This window comes from Variovorax sp. R-27 (genome assembly GCF_049913215.1).
In the GTDB taxonomy this organism is placed as follows: domain Bacteria; phylum Pseudomonadota; class Gammaproteobacteria; order Burkholderiales; family Burkholderiaceae_C; genus Variovorax.
The window spans coordinates 4,450,578-4,468,611 of sequence record NZ_CP183984.1; the positions used below are offsets into that span (position 1 = coordinate 4,450,578).

The window sequence follows — 18,034 nt, forward strand, 5'->3', positions numbered from 1 at the left end:
TGTTCATCCGCCAAAGAGACCAGAAAGAGAAAGACAAAAGATGAGTGCAATCGTTGACATCGTCGGCCGCGAAATTCTCGACAGCCGAGGCAACCCCACCGTCGAATGCGACGTGCTGCTCGAATCGGGCACCATGGGCCGCGCAGCCGTGCCTTCGGGCGCATCGACCGGTTCGCGCGAAGCCATCGAGCTGCGCGACGGCGACAAGAGCCGCTATCTCGGCAAGGGCGTGCTCAAGGCCGTGGAGAACATCAACACCGAGATCTCGGAAGCCGTGCTCGGCCTCGACGCCAGCGAACAGGCCTTCCTCGATCGCACGATGATCGACCTTGACGGCACCGACAACAAGGGCCGCCTGGGCGCCAACGCCACCCTCGCCGTGTCGATGGCCGTGGCCCGCGCAGCAGCCGAAGAGTCGGGCCTGCCGCTGTACCGCTACTTCGGCGGCATGGGCGGCATGCAGATGCCGGTGCCGATGATGAACGTCATCAACGGCGGCGCGCACGCCAACAACAGCCTCGACCTGCAGGAATTCATGATCATCCCCGTGGGCGCCAAGAGCTTCCGCGAGGCCGTGCGCTATGGCGCCGAAGTGTTCCATGCACTGAAGAAGATCCTGGGCGACCGCGGCATCAGCACGGCGGTTGGCGACGAAGGCGGCTTCGCCCCCAGCGTCGAGAGCCACGAAGCGGCCATCCAGCTGATCCTCGAAGCCATCGACAAGGCCGGCTACACCGCCGGCGAGCAGATCGCCCTGGGCCTCGATTGCGCGGCCAGCGAGTTCTACAAGGACGGCAAGTACGTGCTGTCGGGCGAAAACCTCTCGCTCACGGCCGAGAGCTGGACCGACATGCTCGCGACCTGGGTCGACAAGTACCCGATCATCAGCATCGAAGACGGCATGCACGAAGGCGACTGGGACGGCTGGAAGCACCTGACCGAACGCCTGGGCAAGCGCGTGCAGCTGGTGGGTGACGACCTGTTCGTCACCAACACCAAGATCCTGCAGGAAGGCATCGAAAAGGGCATCGCCAACTCGATCCTGATCAAGATCAACCAGATCGGCACGCTGACCGAAACCTTCGCCGCCATCGAGATGGCCAAGCGCGCGGGCTACACGGCCGTCATTTCGCACCGCTCGGGCGAAACCGAAGACAGCACCATCGCCGACATCGCCGTGGGCACCAACGCCGGCCAGATCAAGACCGGCTCGCTGTCGCGTTCGGACCGCATCGCCAAGTACAACCAGCTGCTGCGCATCGAAGAAGACCTCGGCGACATCGCCGTCTACCCCGGCCGCGGCGCGTTCTACAACCTGAAGTAACGCCCGGACGCCACGCGGCATGCGCGCCCGCCTCGTTCCACCGATCGTCCTGCTGCTCCTGTTGGCCATCCTGCAGTGGCAGCTGTGGAACGGGCGCGGCAGCGTGCGCGACGTGACGCAATTGCGCACCAAGCTGGCCGACCAGAAGGAAGCCAACGCCAAGGCTGCGCTGACCAACGAGCGCCTGACCTCCGAGGTCAACGACCTCAAGGACGGCCTAGAAATGGTCGAGGAGCGTGCACGCGCGGAACTCGGCATGGTGAAGCCGAACGAAGTGTTCGTACAGATCGCACATTAGGATGACCCCCAGTCTTCGCGCACTTCGTGTCGCTTCGCCAACCCCCTTCCAGGGGGCGACACCAGCGGCCCGGCAAAGCCGGTTCCGCGGTGTCCCACGCACAGACTGCGACGGTGCCCTCCGGGGGAGAACCTGATCCTCGAGCTTCTCTCGGCCCCTGCATTTCTGCTCTGGGGCTCTCCTGTCAGCTGGCTCGAGCTCGTGGCCTCGCTCCTGGCGCTCGCCATGGTCGGCTGCAACATGCGCGAGATTCACTGGGGATGGCCGCTGGCCATCGTCAGTTCACTGCTCTACGTGGCGGTATTCGCCAAGGCGCGCATCTACGGCGACGCCTCGCTCCAGGTCTTCTTCGCTTTCGTCGCGCTATGGGGCTGGTCGCAATGGCTGCGTGGCCATCGCGCCGACGGCAGCGCCTTGCATGTCACCCGGCTCTCGCCGCGCGGCATCGCGCTCACGCTTGCTGCCTGCGCACTGGCGTGGCCGGCCGTCGCCCTCTTCCTGCGCCGCTTCACCGACACCGACGTGCCCTGGTGGGATGGTTTCGCCACCGGCCTGAGCCTGGTCGGGCAGTTCCTGCTCGGGCGCAAGTTCATCGAGAACTGGCTGATCTGGCTGGCCGTGAATGTCGTGAGCGTGGGCCTGTTCATCCACAAGGGGCTGTGGCTCACCGTAGGCCTGTACGCGGTATTCGCCGTGCTCAGCGTGGCGGGCTACATCGCGTGGCGGCAGCGCATGCCCGCGCAGGCGGTGCGTGCATGACGCCAGTGCTGCCGACCGGCTGCGTCATCGCACTCGTGGGCGCCGAGAGCACCGGCAAGACCGAGCTGGCCCGTGCCATCGCGCAGCGCCTGCAGGACCGCGGCACGCCGGCCACGCTGGTGGGCGAGTACCTGCGGGAGTGGTGCGAGCGCGAAGGCCGCACGCCACGCCCCGACGAGCAGCAGGCCATCGCCGACGAGCAGACCCGCCGTATCGACGCCGCGGCCGCCACCGGCGTGGTGGTGGCCGACACCACCGCACTCATGACTGCGGTCTACAGCGAGCAGCTGTTCGCCGACACCAAGCTCTACGAAAGCGCCCTGGCCGCGCAACGGCGCTATGCCATCACGCTGCTCACCGCGCTCGACCTGCCCTGGGTGGCCGACGACATGCGCGATGGCCCGCATGCTCGCCAGCCGACCGACACGCTGGTGCGCGCCGCGCTCACGGGCGCGAAGCTCTCGTATGCCGTGGTGCACGGCACGGGCGGCGAACGGCTTGCCAATGCCTGGAACGCCATCAATTCCATCGCGGGCAGCGAAGGCCGTCCGCGTACGCGCGTCCAGTCCGACGCGAAGCCCGCCTCGTGGTCGTGGCCTTGCGAGAAATGCTCCGACCCGGAATGCGAACATAAGCTCTTCAGCGACCTGATCGCGCGCCGCGAGTAGCGGCGCGCCTCACTTCTTACCGGAGACCCGATGCCCCTTTCGACTGCCGCGCGCGTCACGCTTCTTCCCTGCACCCTGGCCGCCCTGCTGCTGGCCACTGGCCAGGCCACCGCAGCCCCCGTTGCCGCCACCGTCGAGAACGGCACCACCACCACCGCCTGCGCCGAGGAAGACAACGTCTCGCTGACCCTGCGCGGCGACGGCATCCGCCACATGCGCATCGAGGCACTGCAGCCTGACTATCTCGACAAGATCGGCAACGACGTCACCAAGCCCGACTTCTCGGGCTGCAATTTCGACGGCGGCGCGCACCCGACCGACCCGGCACACCGCTTCCGCAAGCGCACCGTGGTGCTGATGGACAACGCCCAGTGGCGCATCGTCGGCATGACGCTGCCGACCTTCTGGCGGCCGCAGCGCGTGCCTGTGCAGGTGGGCAAGCGCAAGGACAGCGGCTTTCACCTGCTGCAGGTGTTCAAGAAGGAGAACGGCAAGGCGCTCGAAGCGATCGTGCTCTACCCGTCCGACGGCTACTGGCGCATCAAGCCGCTGCCCGAAGCCCGCTTCGGCGATGGCGTGTACGGCTCGTCGTTCCTGCTCGGCCCGGTCGAGGCGGCCGCGCGGCCGGTGGTGAACATCGCGTCGATCCGCATCGTGCCGCGGCCGCTGGCCATTAACGTGCGCTTCACCGACGGCGGCAGCGCCGCGGTGCGCGTGGACGAAATCAGCCGCGCGCGCACCGCGCTCGACGTGACGCTGTCGAAGCCCACCGCGAGCGCACAGCCCTTCGCTGTGCTGCGCTCGATGTACGTCACGCCCGACAACGCCGACGTGAGCGAAGTGCGCTGGCAGGCATCGCCTCAAGCGGCGCTGCAGGTGCTGCCGTTGCCCGAGATGAAGACGCTGCAGGCCACGCAAGTGCGCTTCGGCCGCAGCCTGCCGTCGAAGCACAACACGAGCGCGCCCGACATAGCTTTCAGCGAATTCGGCGACGGCGCGCGCTGAGCCTGCCCAGCCCGGGCACCCAGGATTACTGAACGACCGGGCTACCCGGAATCTGGTCGCCCAGCGGCTTGAACAGCTGCGCCGCATCGACCGCGTCGAAGCGGTACTGCTTGCCGCAGAAGTCGCAGCCCACCTCGATGTCGCCGCGCTCGGCGAGGATGCTCTCGGCCTCCTCCACGCCCAGCCCGCGAATCATCTGCGCCACGCGCTCGCGGCCGCAGGTGCATGCGAAGTGCGGGCCCAGCAGGCCGGCCTGCGGCTCGAAGCGCAGCAGCTTTTCTTCCCAGAACAGGCGGCGCAGGATGGTTTCGATGTCGAGCGTCAGCAGCTCGTCGCGCGTCAGGCTCGACGCGAGGATCGAGATGCGGTTGTAGTCCTCGTTGCGGCCGATCTGGTCTTCGTTGGCCTGGTCGTGATCCTTGTCGGAGGTGCCTTCGAGGTTGCCCTCGCCCTTCACAGGCAGGCGCTGGATCAGCAGGCCAGCAGCCACCTTGTCATCGGCCGCGAGCACCAGCGTGGTGTCGAGCTGCTCGCTCTGCAGCATGTAGTGCTGCAGCACGTCGCTGAGCTTGCCGAGCTTCTCGCCCTCGTCGCCGAAGAGCGGCACCACGCCCTGGTAGGGGGTGGCGCCCGGCAGCTTGTCCTTGGGGTCGAGCGTGATGGCACAGCGACCCTTGTTGTTCACGTTGACCATGTCGGGCAGGCGCGCATCGGCCGGCAGATCGCCGATCACCTTGGCGGTGGCGCGCAGGCTCAGGTCGGGCTTGGCCTCGGCCACTGCGACCTTCACGGGACCGTCGCCGAATATCTGCAGGATCAGCGCGCCGTTGAACTTGATGTTGGCCTGCATCAGCGTGGCCGCAGCCGTCATCTCGCCGAGCAATTCGGCCACGGGCGGCGGATAGGCGCCGGTGGCGGTGTTGGAGGCGCGCCGCGCAAGGATCTCCTGCCACGCATCTGTCAGGCGCACGATCATGCCGCGCACCGGCAGGCCATCGAACAGGAATTTGTGCAGCTCGCTCAAAACGTCTTCTTTCTTTGTGTGCCTGCGACCGTGACGGTCAGGCGATCTTTTTCAGGCCCTTCGCGAAGCGACGGGCGTTCAACACATAGTGCTCGGCGCCCTGTCGCAGCTTGGCGGCCGCCGCGTCGTCGAGGGTGCGCACCACCTTGGCCGGCGAGCCCATGATGAGCGAGTTGTCCGGAAACTCCTTGCCCTCGGTCACGACGCTGCCGGCGCCAACGATCGAATTGCGGCCGATCCTCGCGTTATTCAAGACCACGGCCTGGATGCCGATCAGCGTGTTGTCGCCGATGGTGCAGCCATGCAGCATCACCTGGTGGCCGATGGTCACGTTGTCGCCAACGGTCAGCGGGCAGCCGATGTCGGCGTGCAACACCGACAGGTCCTGGATGTTGCTGTTGCGCCCGACGGTCAGCAGCTCGGTGTCGCCGCGCAGCACGGCGCCGAACCACACGTTGGCGTTGTCCGCCAGCTTGACGTTGCCCATGACCTCCGCGCTGTCGGCCACCCATGCTCCTTCGCCCATCTGGGGGGCCACGCCGTCGAGTTCGTAGAGCGCCATTGCTTTCAGTCCATGGAAGGTCAAAAACTAGAATTGTAGGGATGCACCCCCGTTTGAGCGCGCTAGCCGCGCTACGCCTGACAGACCCCGACGAAAAGGTGGCTGCAACGCGCGCCATATCTTTGTCCGGCGCTACCGATTCCATAGCAACCGACCCGATCCGCACCGCCGGCGACGATGTTGGCGTGCCGGGCCGCCCCGAACGACCGCTGCGCGTGGCCGCCACTGCCGTGCAAAAGCGCTCGCCCTTCACCACCGAAGGCCGTGCCGCGCTCATCCATTCGATCTGCCACATCGAGTTCAACGCGATCAACCTCGCGCTCGACGCCGTGTGGCGCTACGACGGCATGCCCGAGGCCTACTACCGCGACTGGCTGCGCGTGGCCGACGAAGAAGCTCTGCACTTCACCCTGCTGCACACGCACCTGCAGGACATGGGCTGGCGCTACGGCGACTTCCCCGGCCACGACGGCCTGTGGAACATGTGCGAGAAAACGAAGGACGACGTGCTCGCCCGCATGGCGCTGGTGCCGCGCACGCTGGAGGCGCGCGGGCTTGACGCCACGCCGCTCATCCAGGGCAAGCTCAAGCGCGTGAACACGCCCGATGCGCTGCGCGCGGTGGAGATTCTCGACATCATCCTGCGCGACGAAGTGGGCCACGTGGCCATCGGCAACCACTGGTACCGCTGGCTGTGCGATGGCGCGGGCCTCGATGCGGAGGCGACCTACCCCGCGCTTGTGGCGCGCTATGACGCACCGCGCCACAAGCCGCCTTTCAACCTCGAGGCACGCAGCCGGGCGGGCTTCAGCCCCGAAGAATTGCGTGCGCTGACCGACTCGCGCCCCGAATGAGCAACGTGATTTCCGACCAGACCTGGTCGCGCCCCGACCTGCTGGCCTGCCTGCAAGACCGCAAGGGCGCCGAACCGCTGCATTTCGAGCGCTGCAATTTCGATGAAGCCGACCTGTCGCGACTCGACTTGCGCGGAGCGCAGTTCACGCTCTGCAACTTCGCCGAAACCTCGTTCGACCGCGCGCTGCTGTCGGAGACGCGCTGGGCCGGATGCAGGGCACGCCAGGCCGACTTCGGCCTTGCAGACCTGACGAACGCGCGCTTCCAGGACTGCGACCTGAACAACACGCAGTGGACGCGCGCCAAGCTGGCTTCGGCGTTCTTCACCGGCGTGAAGCTCACGGGTGCGCACTTCGGCGAAGTCTCGGCACTAGGCATCGGCTTCAAGGATTCGCTGCTGGTGGACGCGCACCTGCGGGGCATGTCGTTCCGCAAGCAGAAGCTCGAACAACTCGACTTCTCCGAGGCCGACCTGTCGGGCTGCGATTTCCGCGAGGCCGTGTTCGAGGGTGGCAGCCTGCGCAACGCGCACCTGAAGCTCGCGCGCTTCGAAGGCGCGGACTTGCGCGAGGTCGATCTCGGCGGGCTGCGGCTCGCGAACGCGGCCCAGTTCAAGGGCGCCACCATCTCACACCGGCAGGCCGCCTCGCTGGTCGAGGAACTAGGCCTGCGCGTGGTCTGAACTCAGGCCGATGCTGGCCTGCTGTGCACCACCAGCTTCGGCGTGAAGGCCTGAAGCACTTCGCCGCGCTGGTTGAGCGTCTGGCAACGCATCGTCACCATCGCGCGGCCAGGCTTGGAGCGCGAGGGCGTGATCTCGACCACCTCGCTCACCACGTGCAGCACGTCGCCGGGGCGCGTCGGCCTGGGCCATTGGAGCTCGCCGCCCGAACCGATGATGCCATCGGCCAGGGGGATGCCGCTGTCGACCAGCAGCTTCATCGTGAGGGCGGCCGTGTGCCAGCCGCTCGCGGCGAGGCCGCCAAAGAAGGTGGCTTTGGCGGCCTCTTCGTCGGTGTGGAAAGGCTGCGGGTCGAACTGCTGCGCGAAGGCCTTGATCTGCGCCATGTCCAGCACGTGCTCGCCGCTCTGGAAGCGGTCGCCTACCGCCAAGTCTTCCAGGTACAGCTTGCGCTTCGCGCCGGCTTCAGTGCTTGCCGTCATCGGGTCTCCTTGTGGTTTCTGCCCGCATTCTCGGACGCTCAGACCCGCTCGAGAATCGTCGCAATGCCCTGCCCGCCCCCGATGCATTGCGTGGCCAGCGCATAGCGGCCCTTCTCGCGCGCCAACAGCGATGCAGCCTTGCCGGTGATACGCGCACCCGTCGCGCCCAGCGGATGGCCGATCGAAAGCCCACCGCCGTCGAGGTTGATCTTCGCCGGGTCGAGCCCGAGGTCGCGGATGCAAGCCAGCGCTTGCGAGGAGAAGGCCTCGTTGATCTCGATCACATCAAGGTCGGCCGCGCTCAGGCCGGCGCGCGCCAGCGCCTTGCGGGTCGCGGGAATCGGGCCGATGCCCATGATGGCCGGGTCGACGCCCACGGTCGCGAACGACCTGATGCGCGCCAGCGCCTGCAGGCCGTGCTTGGCAGCGAAGGCATCGCTGGTGACGAGCACCACGGCCGCGCCGTCGGTCAGCGGCGACGAGGTGCCGGCCGTCACGACGCCATCGGGGCGAAATGCGGGCTTGAGGTTCGCCAGTGCCTCGGCCGAAGTCGTGGGCCGGATGCAGCCGTCGGCATCGACGATGTCGCCCGATGTCAGGCGCACGGGCACGATCTCGCCTGCCAGGCGCCCCTGCGCGCGCGCCTCGGCCGCCTTGCGGTGCGACTCGACCGCAAAGGCCTCCTGGTCGGCGCGGCTCACGTTCCAGCGCTGCGCCACGTTCTCGGCCGTCTCGCCCATCGAGATGTAGGCGTCGGTGTTCTCCTTCAGCTCGGGGTTCGGCGAGAAGTTGAAGCCGCCCTGCGGCACCATCGTCATCGACTCCACGCCGACGCACAGGAAGGCGTCGCCCATGCCCGCCTCGATCTGCGCGGCGGCGATGTGCACGGCCTGCATCGACGAGCCGCAGAAGCGGTTCACCGTCATGCCGCCCACCTCGTGCGGCAGGCCGGCCAGCAACCCGACGATGCGCGCGAGGTTGTTACCCTGCGAGGCTTCGGGGTACGCGCAGCCGAGGATGACGTCTTCGAGCAGCGCAGGGTCGAGGTCGGTGCGCTGCAGCAGGCCGCGCACCACGCCGGCGGCGAGCGTGTCGGGCCGTACTTCGGCAAGCGCGCCTTTCTTCGAGAAGTGGAAGGGGGAACGAGCGTAGGCGGAAATGACGGCTTTCATGGGTGTGCTCCAACAGGTTTGTCTACCATCCAATCGGTAGGCTACGAGGTCAAAAAATAGGCACGCCGAAACGTGCCTGCATCAGGCCTGGCGGTCAGCCGGGCAGTGAACTCCTGAGTTGCGCGACGGCTTCGTCGAAGTCGTCCACGCGCCCTGTCATGCGCGCCGACAGCAGCGCGCCCTGGCAGACCGAAAACACATAGGCGGCCAGCGAAGCGACTGACGTGCCCTTCTTCCGCGCCGGCATCAGCGCGCCCAGCACACCGGTGAGCCACGTCACCTGCGTGTTGCGCAACTCCTGCACGGCCTGGCGCAATTCGTCGTTGATGACGCCCCAGCCGGGCGCCAGCGCCCCGGCGGGACACATGCCAGAGCCAGCCCTCAGCGTGTTGCGGTACATGCGGAAATACGATTCGAGCGCGTCCTTCGGCTCGCGCGCCCGGGCGGCGTCCCAGTCCTTGAAGCCCTGCGTGGCCGCGCGAATCACCGCGACGCCCAGCGCCTCCTTGGTCGGGAAGTGGTGATACAGGCTGGCCTTGCGCACGCCGACCGCGTCGGCCACGTCCTGGAAGCTGAAGCCCAAGTAGGAGCGCGTTTCGATGAACCCGCGCGCCACCGCGAGGATCTGCTCGCGGGTGCTGCCGGTGGCAAGGGCTGTGGCGCTGGTCATCTACCTACTATAAGGTAGGGGAAATCAAACCACAAGCCGAGGTGTCATTCAGGCGTCAGTCGGCCTTGATGCCCGCGGCCTTCACGATGCGGCCGTTGCTTTCGAACTCGCTGGCGATCTCTTTCGCAAACGCGGCCGCATTGCCACCGGTCGGCACGTTGTCGGTGGCCGTGAGCTTGGCGCGCAGCTCGGGGCTGGCCAGCGCCTTGTTGATCTCGGCGTTGTACTTCGCAACCAGAGCGCTCGGCGTAGCTGCGGGCGCGAACACGCCGAACAGTGAATTGATGTTGGCCGCCTTGTAGCCCAGCTCGCCCAGCGTGGGCACCTGCGGCAGGCTCTCGAGACGCGCGGGCGCGCCCACCGCCAGCGGGCGCAGCTTGCCCGACTGGATGTGCGACGACAGCGTCGGGCTCGCGTTGGTCGACAGGATCTCGAACTGCCCGCCGATCGCATCGTTGAGCTGCTGGCCGCCGCCCTTGTAGGGCACGTGCGTGATGTCGACGCCCGCCGCCGCACGCAGCTGCTCCAGCACGATGTGCCCGAGCGAGGCCGGCCCCGACGTGGCCCAGCGCACCGCACCCGGATGCGCCTTGGCGTCATCGATCAGCGCGCGGAAATCCTTCGCCTTGCTGGCCGGCGTGGCAATCAGCAGCACCGGCGAATACATCACGCTCGCCACCGGTGCCACGTCTTTCAGCGGGTCGAAGGGCAGCTTGCCCAAGTGCGGGCTCAGCACCAGCGGGCTGATGGCCGAGAAGCCCAGCGTTGCGCCGTCGGGCGCGGCCTTGGCGACGGCGTCCATGCCGATGGCACCGCTCGCGCCGGCGCGGTTGTCCACGATCACCGTGATGCCCATCTGCGCAGCGAGCCGGTCGCCCAGTGCACGCGCGACCACGTCGCTGACGCCGCCCGCCGGGTAGGCAACGATGAGCCGAACCGTCTTGGGCACGGCCTGCGCGTGCGCGCCGGAAGCGGCGCACAGCGCGGCGGCAGCAAGAAGGCGGGTCGCCATGCGGTGCGAGGGCTTCGAGGAAGCAAGGAAATTCATGGTGTCTGTCGTTCGTCTGCGAGGGTTGCGTCGCTTCTCATTGTCCGCCTTCATCCACGCGGATGGTGCTGCGCATGCAGCTGCTTCAGGCGCTCGCGCGCCACGTGCGTGTAGATCGTCGTCGTCGAGATGTCGGCATGCCCCAGCAGCAGCTGCACCGCGCGCAGATCGACCCCGTGGTTCAGCAGGTGCGTGGCGAAGGCATGGCGCAGCGTGTGCGGCGACAGCGGCACGTGGATGCCGGCCGCGGTGGCGTGCTTCTTCACGATGATCCAGAACATCACGCGCGTCATGCCCGCACCGCGCGCGGTCACGAACAGGTCGGGCGTCTGCTGCCCATCGAGGATGGCGGGGCGCGACTCCTCCAGGTAGCGCTCGATCCAGCGCCGCGCTTCGCCGCCGAAGGGCACGAGCCGCTCCTTGTTGCCCTTGCCCAGCACGCGCAGCACACCGTCGTTCAGGCTCATGTCGATGGCCTTGAGCGCCACCAGCTCGCTCACGCGCAGGCCGCTCGCATACATCAGCTCCAGCATCGCGCGGTCGCGCAGGCCGAGCGGCGACTCGACGTCGGGCGCGGCCAGCAAGTCGTCGACCTGCTTTTCCGACAGCGTCTTGATGGCGCGCGGCATCTGCCGCGCGGGCGCGAGCCGGATGCTCGGGTCGGCCACGACACGGCGCTCGCGCAGCGCCCAGCGGTAGTAGCGCTTGAACACGGTGAGGCGGCGGTTGGCCGAAGTGGCCTTGCCCTTGGTGGACAGGCGCGCGCCCATGTAGGCCTGCAGGTCGGACTCCTTCGCGGCATCGAGCCCGGCGCCGCTGCGCTGCGCGTGCAGCCACTGCGCGAACAGCGCGAGGTCGCGGCGGTAGGCGGCCAGCGTGTTCTTCGACAGCCCGTCTTCGAGCCAGAGGGCGTCGATGAAGTCGTCGATGTCGGGTGTCTGCGTGGCTGCCTCGGTCATGCCTTGCAAGATAACAAAAGAAAAAGCCGCCCGGCATGCGGGCGGCTTTCTTTCGTGCGAAGAAGAGTTATCAGTCGAGCTTCAGGTTCTGCTTCTTCACGACCTGCTTGTAGACCTCGTACTCGGCCTTGATCTGCGCGGCGAACTGCTCGGGCGAGTTGGCCACGATCAGCGAGCCCGTGTCCTCGATGCGCTTGCGCACCGCCGGTTCTTCCACGGCCTTCTTCACGCCAGCGCTGATCTTTTCGACCACTTCCTTCGGCAGGCCCTTGGGGCCGAGGATGCCGTAGTAGGCCATGCGGTTCACCGGCTCCAGGCCCACTTCCTTGAAGGTCGGCACATTGGGCAGCGCGGCCAGGCGCTGCGGCGCCGACACCACGATGGGGATCAGCCGGCCGCTGGTGATGAAGGGCATGGCCGAGGGAATGTTGTCGAACATGATCGGCACCTGGCCGGCCACCACGTCGTTCAGCGCCGGGCCCGCGCCGCGGTAGGGGATGTGCGTGACGAAGGTGTTGGTCAGGCTCTTGTAGAGCTCCATCAGCAGGTGGCCGATGCCGCCCGTGCCCGACGAAGCGTACGAATACTTGCCGGGGTTCTTCTTCAGCTCGGCCACGAACTCGGCGTAGTTCTTGGCCGGGAAGCTCGGGTTGACCGCAATGATGTTCGGCGTGGCCGCGATGTTGATGATCGGCGTGAAGTCGTTGATCGGGTCGTACGGCGTCTTCGGGTTGATGGCCGGGTTGGCCGCCGTGCTCGACACGGTGGCAATGCCGAGCTTGTAGCCGTCGGGCGTGGCGCGTGCCGTTTCGGCCGCGCCCACGATGCCGCCGCCGCCGGCGCGGTTGATCACCACCACGGGCTGGCCCAGCACCTTGCCCAGCGGATCGGAGATCACGCGCGCCACGATGTCCGTCGTGCCGCCCGGTGCAAAGGGCACGCTCAACTCGACGGGCTTGTTGGGGTACCCCTGCGCAAAGCTCTGACCCGCGATGGCGACCAGTGCGGCGCCTCCCACCAGCGCGCTCCATTGACGACGTTGCATCGAAAACTCCTTGGTATTTGAATGAATGATGTCGAAAAACGAAGCCCGGATGCTAGCGGTTCAGGAGCGCTCTCCATGCTGTGGATTACCCATGGTCAAGCGGGTTTATCCTCGAAGCGGTGAATTACGCTCAGCTGCTTTTCCCCGACTTCTCCCTCATCGCCATCGGCTGGCTACTGTGCCGCTACACCGCGCTCGACCGCCGCGTGTGGGATCAGGTCGAGAGCCTCGTTTACTACTTTCTTTTTCCCGTACTGCTGTTCCATTCGATCGTGCGCAGCCCGCTCGACTTCGGTGCGACGTCGAGCCTGCTCACGGCGGGCGTCGGCGTCGGTGCCTGCGGCATCGCAATGGCCTATGCCCTGCCCTTCGTTCCGGGCCTGCGCACGCACATCGACCGACGCGACCACGCGGCCAGTGCGCAGGTCGCGTTCCGCTTCAACTCGTTCATTTGCCTGGCGTTGGCGGAGCGGCTGGCCGGGGCCGAGGGCCTGCTGCTGATCGCGGTGCTGATCGGTGTGTGCGTGCCCATCTTCAACATCGCGGCCGTGTGGCCGATGACGCGACATGCGCAGACCGGGTTCGTGCGGCAGCTGGTGCGCAACCCGCTGATCGTCGCGACGGTGGCAGGGCTGCTGGCGAATGTGCTGGGCTTGGCTGTGCCTGCCTGGGCGACGCCTACGTTGACGCGTATCGGGGCTGCGTCGCTGGCGTTGGGGTTGCTGGCTGCGGGGGCTGGGATGAAGTTCTCCACGCTGGGGGCGGGGAAGGTGCTGGCTGTTTCGGTACTGGCGATACGGCATCTGTTCTTGCCGCTGGTCGCATGGGGGTTGGCGCTTTGGTTGCGGCTGGATGCGACGCATGCTGCCGTGTTGATGGCTTTTTCTGCTGTGCCTACGGCTTCCAGTGCTTATGTGCTGGCTGCTCGGATGGGGTACAACGGGCCTTATGTGGCGGGGTTGGTGACGTTGTCTACCTTGCTGGGGGTTTTCAGTTTGCCGTTTGCCTTGGCGCTGCCTCGGTGAAGCCTTGCTGGTTTAGTGCGTTCCGGGGCCGGGTCTCGGCCCGGCGGCCGACTCACTTTCTTTTGCTTCGCCAAAAGAAAGTAAGCAAAGAAAAGGCGACCCTACTGTCTGCGTCCCTTCGCTTCGCTACGGGCAACCTGCGGTGCTCGACTCCGGAGGGGGTCCGCAGAACTCGCTGCACTTCGTTCCGCTCAGACAGCTGCGGCCCTGATCCCTCCTACGTCTGCGCTCCTCGGCGCAGCCAGAAGGGATTGGGGAGCCCAACAGGCCATCGCTGCGCTCGGCCTCTGAACAGCCGATACCAAGCCGAGCGAAGCAAAGGCCCGTTCCGTCTCCTCTCCCCTCTGGCTGCGCCGAGGAGCGCAGCGTTTCGCGGATCAGGGCTCGCCCTTGTCTGAGCGAAGCGAGTTTGGGCGAGACCCCGCGAAACGCGAGCACCGCAGGTCGCCCCTTCGCAAAGCGAAGGGGTCGCAGACAGTGGGGTCGCCTTTCTTTTGCCTACTTTTCTTTGGCGAAGCAAAGAAAAGTAGGTCGCCCGCCGGGGCGAGTCCCGGCCCCGGAACACAACCCCTCAGCGCCGCAACAAAGCAGGCAAAGCCGATGCCAACAAAGCCACCCCAGAAGCAGTCAACAACCCCAACACCAGCTTCCGAAACGCCACCTCACTGATCCCGATATAAAGCCGAGCCCCCAGCAACACAGGCACAGCAACAGCCAGCGCAACGAGCCCCAGCAGCGGCACCACAGAACGCCCGATGCTCCCGCTGAAAACATGAATGGCAAACGCCACCATCAACATCGACAGATTGAAGTTCTGGATCACAGCCCGCTGCGTATCGCGCTGAAAGCCGCGCAACGTGCACCACAACGTGGGAAGGGTCCCCGAGAACCCGCCGATGCCCGCCATCGCACCACCCATGGCACCCACCACGCCATCAGCCCAACGCCCACCGAACGAAACCTTCGGCAGATGCTGCGACATCAGCATCGCCGGACACCACAGCACCAGCAGCACGCCAAGACACAGCTTGAAGACGACAAGATCGAGGTGCGGCAGCAGCCAGACACCGAACGGCACCCCGACCAGCCCACCGAGCACAAAGGGCCAGAGAACGCTCTTGTCGAAAGACCGCCGCACCGTGACCGCCGCGATCACCTGCCCCGTCAACGCGCCAAAGAGAGCAAGCACCGCCGCGAGTTGCGGCTCCAGTGTCCACGCCCAGACTGACATGGCTACCAGCCCGAACGCAAAGCCCGACAGGCCCTGCACGAAACCCGCCAGCACAGCACCGGCGATCACATAGACATACAAGGCTTGCATGCGGCCGATGATATCGACCGCACTTCGATCAAAAGAAGGGACTCAGGCCGAGGCAGGCACCAGCGCCGTGCGCCGCACGCGGCGCACGTTGAACGCACTGGCGATCAGCACACCCTGCACCAGCGCCAGCCCCACGATCACGCTCGTGTACTGCCCATGGTCCATCAGCCGCCCGAACACCAGCGGCGCCAGGGCCTGTCCGATGTCGAGCCCGGCATACACCACGCCGTAGACGCGCCCGGTCGCATTGGGCGGCGTCGACTTCTTCACCAGCAGGTCGCGCGACGGCCCTGCGACACCCGAGACGAAACCCATGGCCCCGAACAGCACCGGCACCACGACCGGCGGAAAACTCGCGAACGCCAGCACCAGCGCCAGCGCGGCCGCAATGCCGAAGCCCGCGCCCACGATGCGCTCGCAGCGCGTCGGATCAGAGGCCAGGAAGCCACCCACCACCATCCCCGCGGCGCTCGCCACCATGTAGACCGTGAGGCACACCGCCACCAGCGCCACCGGCACCGCATGCAGGTGTCCCGCGGCCACCGGCGCGAAGGTCTGCACCACGCTGATCACCGCGGCATAGAAGAAGAAGAAACCGAAGCACATCCATACGGCCGGAATGCGCAGGAAGTCGAATTCGCCGCCAACCGGCGCGGGCTCGCCCTGCCCCGTGGCCTTGTGCACGGCGGCCGCGTCGAGCGACAGCACGCTGCGATACGCCCACAGCACAAGCAGCACCACGAGAGCCACCACGCCCGCCGAAGCCAGCGCCACGCGCCACGAGAAAGCGATGGCGATCGGCACCACGAAGGCCGGCGCCAGCGCCCAGCCCAGGCTGCCGGTGATGCCGTGCACGCTGTAGGCATGGCCCAGCCGCGTCGGCGCGACCTTGCGGTTGAACAGCGTGTAGTCCACCGGATGGAACACGCCGTTGCCGATGCCGCCGACCACCGCGCACAACAGCAGCATCCAGTAGCTCTGCGCCGCGGCGTAGCCGAAAGCCGCCAGCCCCAGTGCCCCGAGCCCGACGAACAGCACCGGCCGCGGGCCCAGCTTGTCGACGATGAAGCCCGAGGCCGCCTGCACGATGCACGAGACCACGAAGAACACCGTGAGCACCGCGCCCAGCTCCACATAGCTCACGTTGAACGCGTCCTTCAGCCACGGGAACAGCGGCGCCAGGATGAGCTGGCTGAAATGGCTGACCGCATGGGCCAGGCCGACCAGCCCGATCAGCTTGGCGTCGGTGCGCAAGGTGTTGTTGTGAGGAGGAGAACCAGCGCTCGCGGACGAAGTGGAAGACATGGATTGCTACAAAAAAACGGGGCAGGCATCGATGCTATGCGCCGGGGACGCGGCAGAATGGCGATACAGCGACAACATTTGTCGAAACCATGCCAAGCGCCGCCTCACCCACCTCCAGGAGCGCCGCGCCCGCCAGGCCGCGCGGCGCGCTCCCCGCCCCGATCACCAGCGTTGCCTCTCTCACGCCGCACCTCTACGCCCCCGACGCGGTGCGTCCGCTGCGCGCCAAGGAGCACTTCCTGAGCGCGGACACGCTGGTCGAACTGCACGAGCACCCGTGGCCGCAGCTCACTTTTTCCACACGCGGCGTGATCCGCCTGAGCACGCAGGACGGCAGCTACATCGTGCCGCCCTCGCGCGCGCTCTGGGTGCCGGCCAACATGCCGCACAGCATCACGCTGATCGAAGACGCCGAACTGCGCACCGTCTACCTGCACGCCTGGATCGCGCCTACCTGGGAAAAGTGCGAAGTGCTGGAAATCAGCCCGCTGCTGCGCGCGCTGATGCTGGCGCTCGACACCACGCCCGATGGCCTGCCGCCGACCGATCCGCACGCGCCGCAGCGCGAACGCATGATCGCGCCGCTGCTGGTCGACGAGGTGGAGCGCGCCACGCAGATCCGCATCGATGTGCCGCTACCCACCGACAAGCGCCTGCGCCAACTGTGCGAGGCGCTGCTGCGCAACCCGGCCGACCGCGCCACGCTGGCCGAGCGCGCCGCCACCATCGGCGCCAGCGAGCGCACGGTGGCGCGCCTGTTCCGCGACCAGCTCGGCATGAGCTGGCAGCAGTGGCGCCAGCAAGCCGTGATGGCACATGCGCTGCCGCTGCTGGCGCGCGGCATGGCCGTGAGCCAGGTGGCGGCCGCCAGCGGCTATGCCACCGACAGCGCGTTCTGCGCGATGTTCAAGGCCGCCACGGGCCGCTCACCCACTTCGTTCCAGCACCGCAAGCGGCCCACCACCCCCTGATATAGCGGGGCATCGCGGGGGGGCTTCATGGTGCTCTGGCAAGATCGGCGACCGACAACACCATGCACTCACCGATCCCCCTGCACATGGCGCCCGACGCCCGGCCCCCGACGTGGACCGCCGAGATCTGGTTGCGCGTGCGCCGCCATTTCCTGCTGAAAGCGGTCGGCACCACCGTCTTCACTTGGCTGTTCTTCATCGGCTACTTCCACCTGCTGCGCAACCCGGCCTTTCCGGTGGCGGTGATGCCGCTGACGCCGCTGGACCACCTGATTCCGTTCCAGCCCTACACGCTGGGCGCATACCTCTCGCTCTGGGTGTACGTGGGCATCGCGCCGGGGCTGCAGCTCACGTTCCGCGAGCTGGTGGTCTACGGGCTGTGGATCGGCGGGCTGTGCATCACCGGCCTGAGCCTCTTCTACTTCTGGCCGACCCAGATACCCCCTATGGCCATCGACGGCACCGGCTACCCCGGTTTCGCGATGCTGCAGGGCGTGGACGCGGCGGGCAACGCCTGCCCCTCGATGCACGTGGCCGTGGCCATCTTCACCGCCATCCGCGTCGAACACGTGCTGCGCGAGGCGCGCACGCCGGCCCTGTGGCGCGTGCTGAACTGGGCCTGGTTCGTCGCCATCGCCTATTCGACGCTGGCGGTCAAGCAGCACGTGGTGCTGGACGTGGCGGCCGGCGCGCTGCTGGGTATGGCCTTCGCACTACCCTCGTTGCGCTGGCGCCCGGGGGCGCGTTAGCGAGGGGATGCCCCTCGGGTCGAAGCGGATATCATCTGTAATCACTGACCACACTCACCACTGGCCGACGAGGAAGGGATCGATTCAATGGCAACCACCACACGGTGGCA

General features: G+C 66.9%; 20 protein-coding genes. 10 read left to right on the top strand and 10 right to left on the bottom strand.

Features of this window, described 5'->3' with window-relative positions:
* The first annotated feature begins 40 nt into the window (after positions 1-40).
* From eno to ACN9MV_RS20915, 5 genes are all read left to right on the top strand, one after another.
* Positions 41-1,324, top strand: coding sequence for a phosphopyruvate hydratase (gene eno / locus ACN9MV_RS20895; RefSeq protein WP_093050943.1), 1,284 nt, complete (start codon positions 41-43; stop codon positions 1,322-1,324).
* Between the two features lie 19 nt (positions 1,325-1,343).
* Positions 1,344-1,622, top strand: coding sequence for a cell division protein FtsB (gene ftsB / locus ACN9MV_RS20900; protein ID WP_093050946.1), 279 nt, complete (start codon positions 1,344-1,346; stop codon positions 1,620-1,622).
* A 165-nt stretch (positions 1,623-1,787) separates the two neighbouring features.
* Positions 1,788-2,381 (top strand): nicotinamide riboside transporter PnuC, encoded by a 594-nt coding sequence (gene pnuC, locus ACN9MV_RS20905; protein ID WP_371127352.1) that lies wholly within the window; start codon positions 1,788-1,790, stop codon positions 2,379-2,381.
* A complete protein-coding gene (locus tag ACN9MV_RS20910) occupies positions 2,378-3,049 on the top strand; it encodes an AAA family ATPase (protein WP_426389283.1) in 672 nt (223 codons plus the stop codon). The genes pnuC and ACN9MV_RS20910 overlap by 4 nt, the downstream gene beginning before the upstream one ends.
* A gap of 30 nt (positions 3,050-3,079) precedes the next feature.
* Positions 3,080-4,054, top strand: a complete 975-nt coding sequence (locus ACN9MV_RS20915) for a hypothetical protein (RefSeq protein ID WP_426389285.1) — start codon at positions 3,080-3,082, stop codon at positions 4,052-4,054.
* Positions 4,055-4,079: 25 nt separating this feature from the next.
* Here ACN9MV_RS20915 and ACN9MV_RS20920 read toward each other — a convergent pair whose 3' ends face one another.
* The gene (locus ACN9MV_RS20920) at positions 4,080-5,078 is read right to left on the bottom strand and encodes an Hsp33 family molecular chaperone HslO (RefSeq protein WP_093050955.1); all 999 of its coding nucleotides are present in this window, start codon (positions 5,076-5,078) and stop codon (positions 4,080-4,082) included.
* Between the two features lie 37 nt (positions 5,079-5,115).
* A complete protein-coding gene (locus ACN9MV_RS20925; RefSeq protein ID WP_093050958.1) occupies positions 5,116-5,640 on the bottom strand; it encodes a gamma carbonic anhydrase family protein in 525 nt (174 codons plus the stop codon).
* Between the two features lie 41 nt (positions 5,641-5,681).
* Here ACN9MV_RS20925 and ACN9MV_RS20930 point away from each other — a divergent pair, with 41 nt between their 5' ends.
* Together ACN9MV_RS20930 and ACN9MV_RS20935 are read left to right on the top strand one after the other, a co-directional pair.
* The gene (locus ACN9MV_RS20930; RefSeq protein WP_093050961.1) at positions 5,682-6,494 is read left to right on the top strand and encodes a ferritin-like domain-containing protein; all 813 of its coding nucleotides are present in this window, start codon (positions 5,682-5,684) and stop codon (positions 6,492-6,494) included.
* Positions 6,491-7,177 carry a pentapeptide repeat-containing protein gene (locus ACN9MV_RS20935; protein WP_097198771.1) on the top strand — a complete coding sequence of 229 codons (687 nt, stop codon included), beginning with the start codon at positions 6,491-6,493 and terminating at the stop codon, positions 7,175-7,177. Before ACN9MV_RS20930 ends, ACN9MV_RS20935 begins: the two co-directional genes overlap by 4 nt.
* A gap of 2 nt (positions 7,178-7,179) precedes the next feature.
* Here the strand turns inward: ACN9MV_RS20935 and ACN9MV_RS20940 are convergent, their stop codons facing one another.
* From ACN9MV_RS20940 to ACN9MV_RS20965, 6 genes are all read right to left on the bottom strand, one after another.
* Positions 7,180-7,659 (bottom strand): MaoC family dehydratase, encoded by a 480-nt coding sequence (locus ACN9MV_RS20940; RefSeq protein WP_426389287.1) that lies wholly within the window; start codon positions 7,657-7,659, stop codon positions 7,180-7,182.
* Positions 7,660-7,697: 38 nt separating this feature from the next.
* The gene (locus ACN9MV_RS20945) at positions 7,698-8,831 is read right to left on the bottom strand and encodes a thiolase family protein (RefSeq protein WP_426389289.1); all 1,134 of its coding nucleotides are present in this window, start codon (positions 8,829-8,831) and stop codon (positions 7,698-7,700) included.
* Between the two features lie 94 nt (positions 8,832-8,925).
* Positions 8,926-9,501, bottom strand: coding sequence for a TetR/AcrR family transcriptional regulator (locus tag ACN9MV_RS20950; protein WP_093050973.1), 576 nt, complete (start codon positions 9,499-9,501; stop codon positions 8,926-8,928).
* A gap of 55 nt (positions 9,502-9,556) precedes the next feature.
* Entirely contained in the window at positions 9,557-10,549 is a 993-nt protein-coding gene (locus ACN9MV_RS20955; RefSeq protein ID WP_093080024.1) for a Bug family tripartite tricarboxylate transporter substrate binding protein, read from the bottom strand.
* Between the two features lie 50 nt (positions 10,550-10,599).
* A complete protein-coding gene (gene xerD / locus ACN9MV_RS20960; protein WP_093050979.1) occupies positions 10,600-11,508 on the bottom strand; it encodes a site-specific tyrosine recombinase XerD in 909 nt (302 codons plus the stop codon).
* A 70-nt stretch (positions 11,509-11,578) separates the two neighbouring features.
* A complete protein-coding gene (locus tag ACN9MV_RS20965; protein WP_093050982.1) occupies positions 11,579-12,553 on the bottom strand; it encodes a tripartite tricarboxylate transporter substrate binding protein BugE in 975 nt (324 codons plus the stop codon).
* A 107-nt stretch (positions 12,554-12,660) separates the two neighbouring features.
* Between ACN9MV_RS20965 and ACN9MV_RS20970 the strand changes: the two genes are divergently transcribed.
* The gene (locus ACN9MV_RS20970; RefSeq protein WP_179830522.1) at positions 12,661-13,578 is read left to right on the top strand and encodes an AEC family transporter; all 918 of its coding nucleotides are present in this window, start codon (positions 12,661-12,663) and stop codon (positions 13,576-13,578) included.
* Between the two features lie 571 nt (positions 13,579-14,149).
* On the opposite strand, the gene ACN9MV_RS20975 is transcribed toward ACN9MV_RS20970, so the two are convergent.
* Together ACN9MV_RS20975 and ACN9MV_RS20980 are read right to left on the bottom strand one after the other, a co-directional pair.
* Complete coding sequence (locus ACN9MV_RS20975) at positions 14,150-14,899, bottom strand: sulfite exporter TauE/SafE family protein (RefSeq protein ID WP_093077633.1); 750 nt, start codon at positions 14,897-14,899, stop codon at positions 14,150-14,152.
* Positions 14,900-14,941: 42 nt separating this feature from the next.
* A complete protein-coding gene (locus tag ACN9MV_RS20980) occupies positions 14,942-16,204 on the bottom strand; it encodes an MFS transporter (protein WP_093050988.1) in 1,263 nt (420 codons plus the stop codon).
* Positions 16,205-16,293: 89 nt separating this feature from the next.
* Here ACN9MV_RS20980 and ACN9MV_RS20985 point away from each other — a divergent pair, with 89 nt between their 5' ends.
* Both ACN9MV_RS20985 and ACN9MV_RS20990 read left to right on the top strand, forming a co-directional pair.
* A complete protein-coding gene (locus ACN9MV_RS20985) occupies positions 16,294-17,175 on the top strand; it encodes an AraC family transcriptional regulator (protein ID WP_093050991.1) in 882 nt (293 codons plus the stop codon).
* 62 nt (positions 17,176-17,237) lie between these two features.
* Positions 17,238-17,924 (top strand): phosphatase PAP2 family protein, encoded by a 687-nt coding sequence (locus tag ACN9MV_RS20990; RefSeq protein ID WP_426389292.1) that lies wholly within the window; start codon positions 17,238-17,240, stop codon positions 17,922-17,924.
* The last annotated feature ends 110 nt before the right edge of the window (positions 17,925-18,034 follow it).

Coding starts and splice junctions, on each gene's coding strand:
- ACN9MV_RS20945 (WP_426389289.1), bottom strand. CDS start 8,831: ATGAAAGCCGTCATTTCCGCCTACGCTCGTTCCCCCTTCCACTTCTCG.
- ACN9MV_RS20925 (WP_093050958.1), bottom strand. CDS start 5,640: ATGGCGCTCTACGAACTCGACGGCGTGGCCCCCCAGATGGGCGAAGGA.
- ACN9MV_RS20965 (WP_093050982.1), bottom strand. CDS start 12,553: ATGCAACGTCGTCAATGGAGCGCGCTGGTGGGAGGCGCCGCACTGGTC.
- ACN9MV_RS20990 (WP_426389292.1), top strand. CDS start 17,238: ATGCACTCACCGATCCCCCTGCACATGGCGCCCGACGCCCGGCCCCCG.
- ftsB (WP_093050946.1), top strand. CDS start 1,344: ATGCGCGCCCGCCTCGTTCCACCGATCGTCCTGCTGCTCCTGTTGGCC.
- ACN9MV_RS20955 (WP_093080024.1), bottom strand. CDS start 10,549: ATGAATTTCCTTGCTTCCTCGAAGCCCTCGCACCGCATGGCGACCCGC.
- ACN9MV_RS20910 (WP_426389283.1), top strand. CDS start 2,378: ATGACGCCAGTGCTGCCGACCGGCTGCGTCATCGCACTCGTGGGCGCC.
- ACN9MV_RS20915 (WP_426389285.1), top strand. CDS start 3,080: ATGCCCCTTTCGACTGCCGCGCGCGTCACGCTTCTTCCCTGCACCCTG.
- ACN9MV_RS20980 (WP_093050988.1), bottom strand. CDS start 16,204: ATGTCTTCCACTTCGTCCGCGAGCGCTGGTTCTCCTCCTCACAACAAC.
- xerD (WP_093050979.1), bottom strand. CDS start 11,508: ATGACCGAGGCAGCCACGCAGACACCCGACATCGACGACTTCATCGAC.
- ACN9MV_RS20935 (WP_097198771.1), top strand. CDS start 6,491: ATGAGCAACGTGATTTCCGACCAGACCTGGTCGCGCCCCGACCTGCTG.
- ACN9MV_RS20950 (WP_093050973.1), bottom strand. CDS start 9,501: ATGACCAGCGCCACAGCCCTTGCCACCGGCAGCACCCGCGAGCAGATC.
- ACN9MV_RS20985 (WP_093050991.1), top strand. CDS start 16,294: ATGCCAAGCGCCGCCTCACCCACCTCCAGGAGCGCCGCGCCCGCCAGG.
- ACN9MV_RS20975 (WP_093077633.1), bottom strand. CDS start 14,899: ATGCAAGCCTTGTATGTCTATGTGATCGCCGGTGCTGTGCTGGCGGGT.
- ACN9MV_RS20940 (WP_426389287.1), bottom strand. CDS start 7,659: ATGACGGCAAGCACTGAAGCCGGCGCGAAGCGCAAGCTGTACCTGGAA.
- eno (WP_093050943.1), top strand. CDS start 41: ATGAGTGCAATCGTTGACATCGTCGGCCGCGAAATTCTCGACAGCCGA.
- ACN9MV_RS20930 (WP_093050961.1), top strand. CDS start 5,682: ATGCACCCCCGTTTGAGCGCGCTAGCCGCGCTACGCCTGACAGACCCC.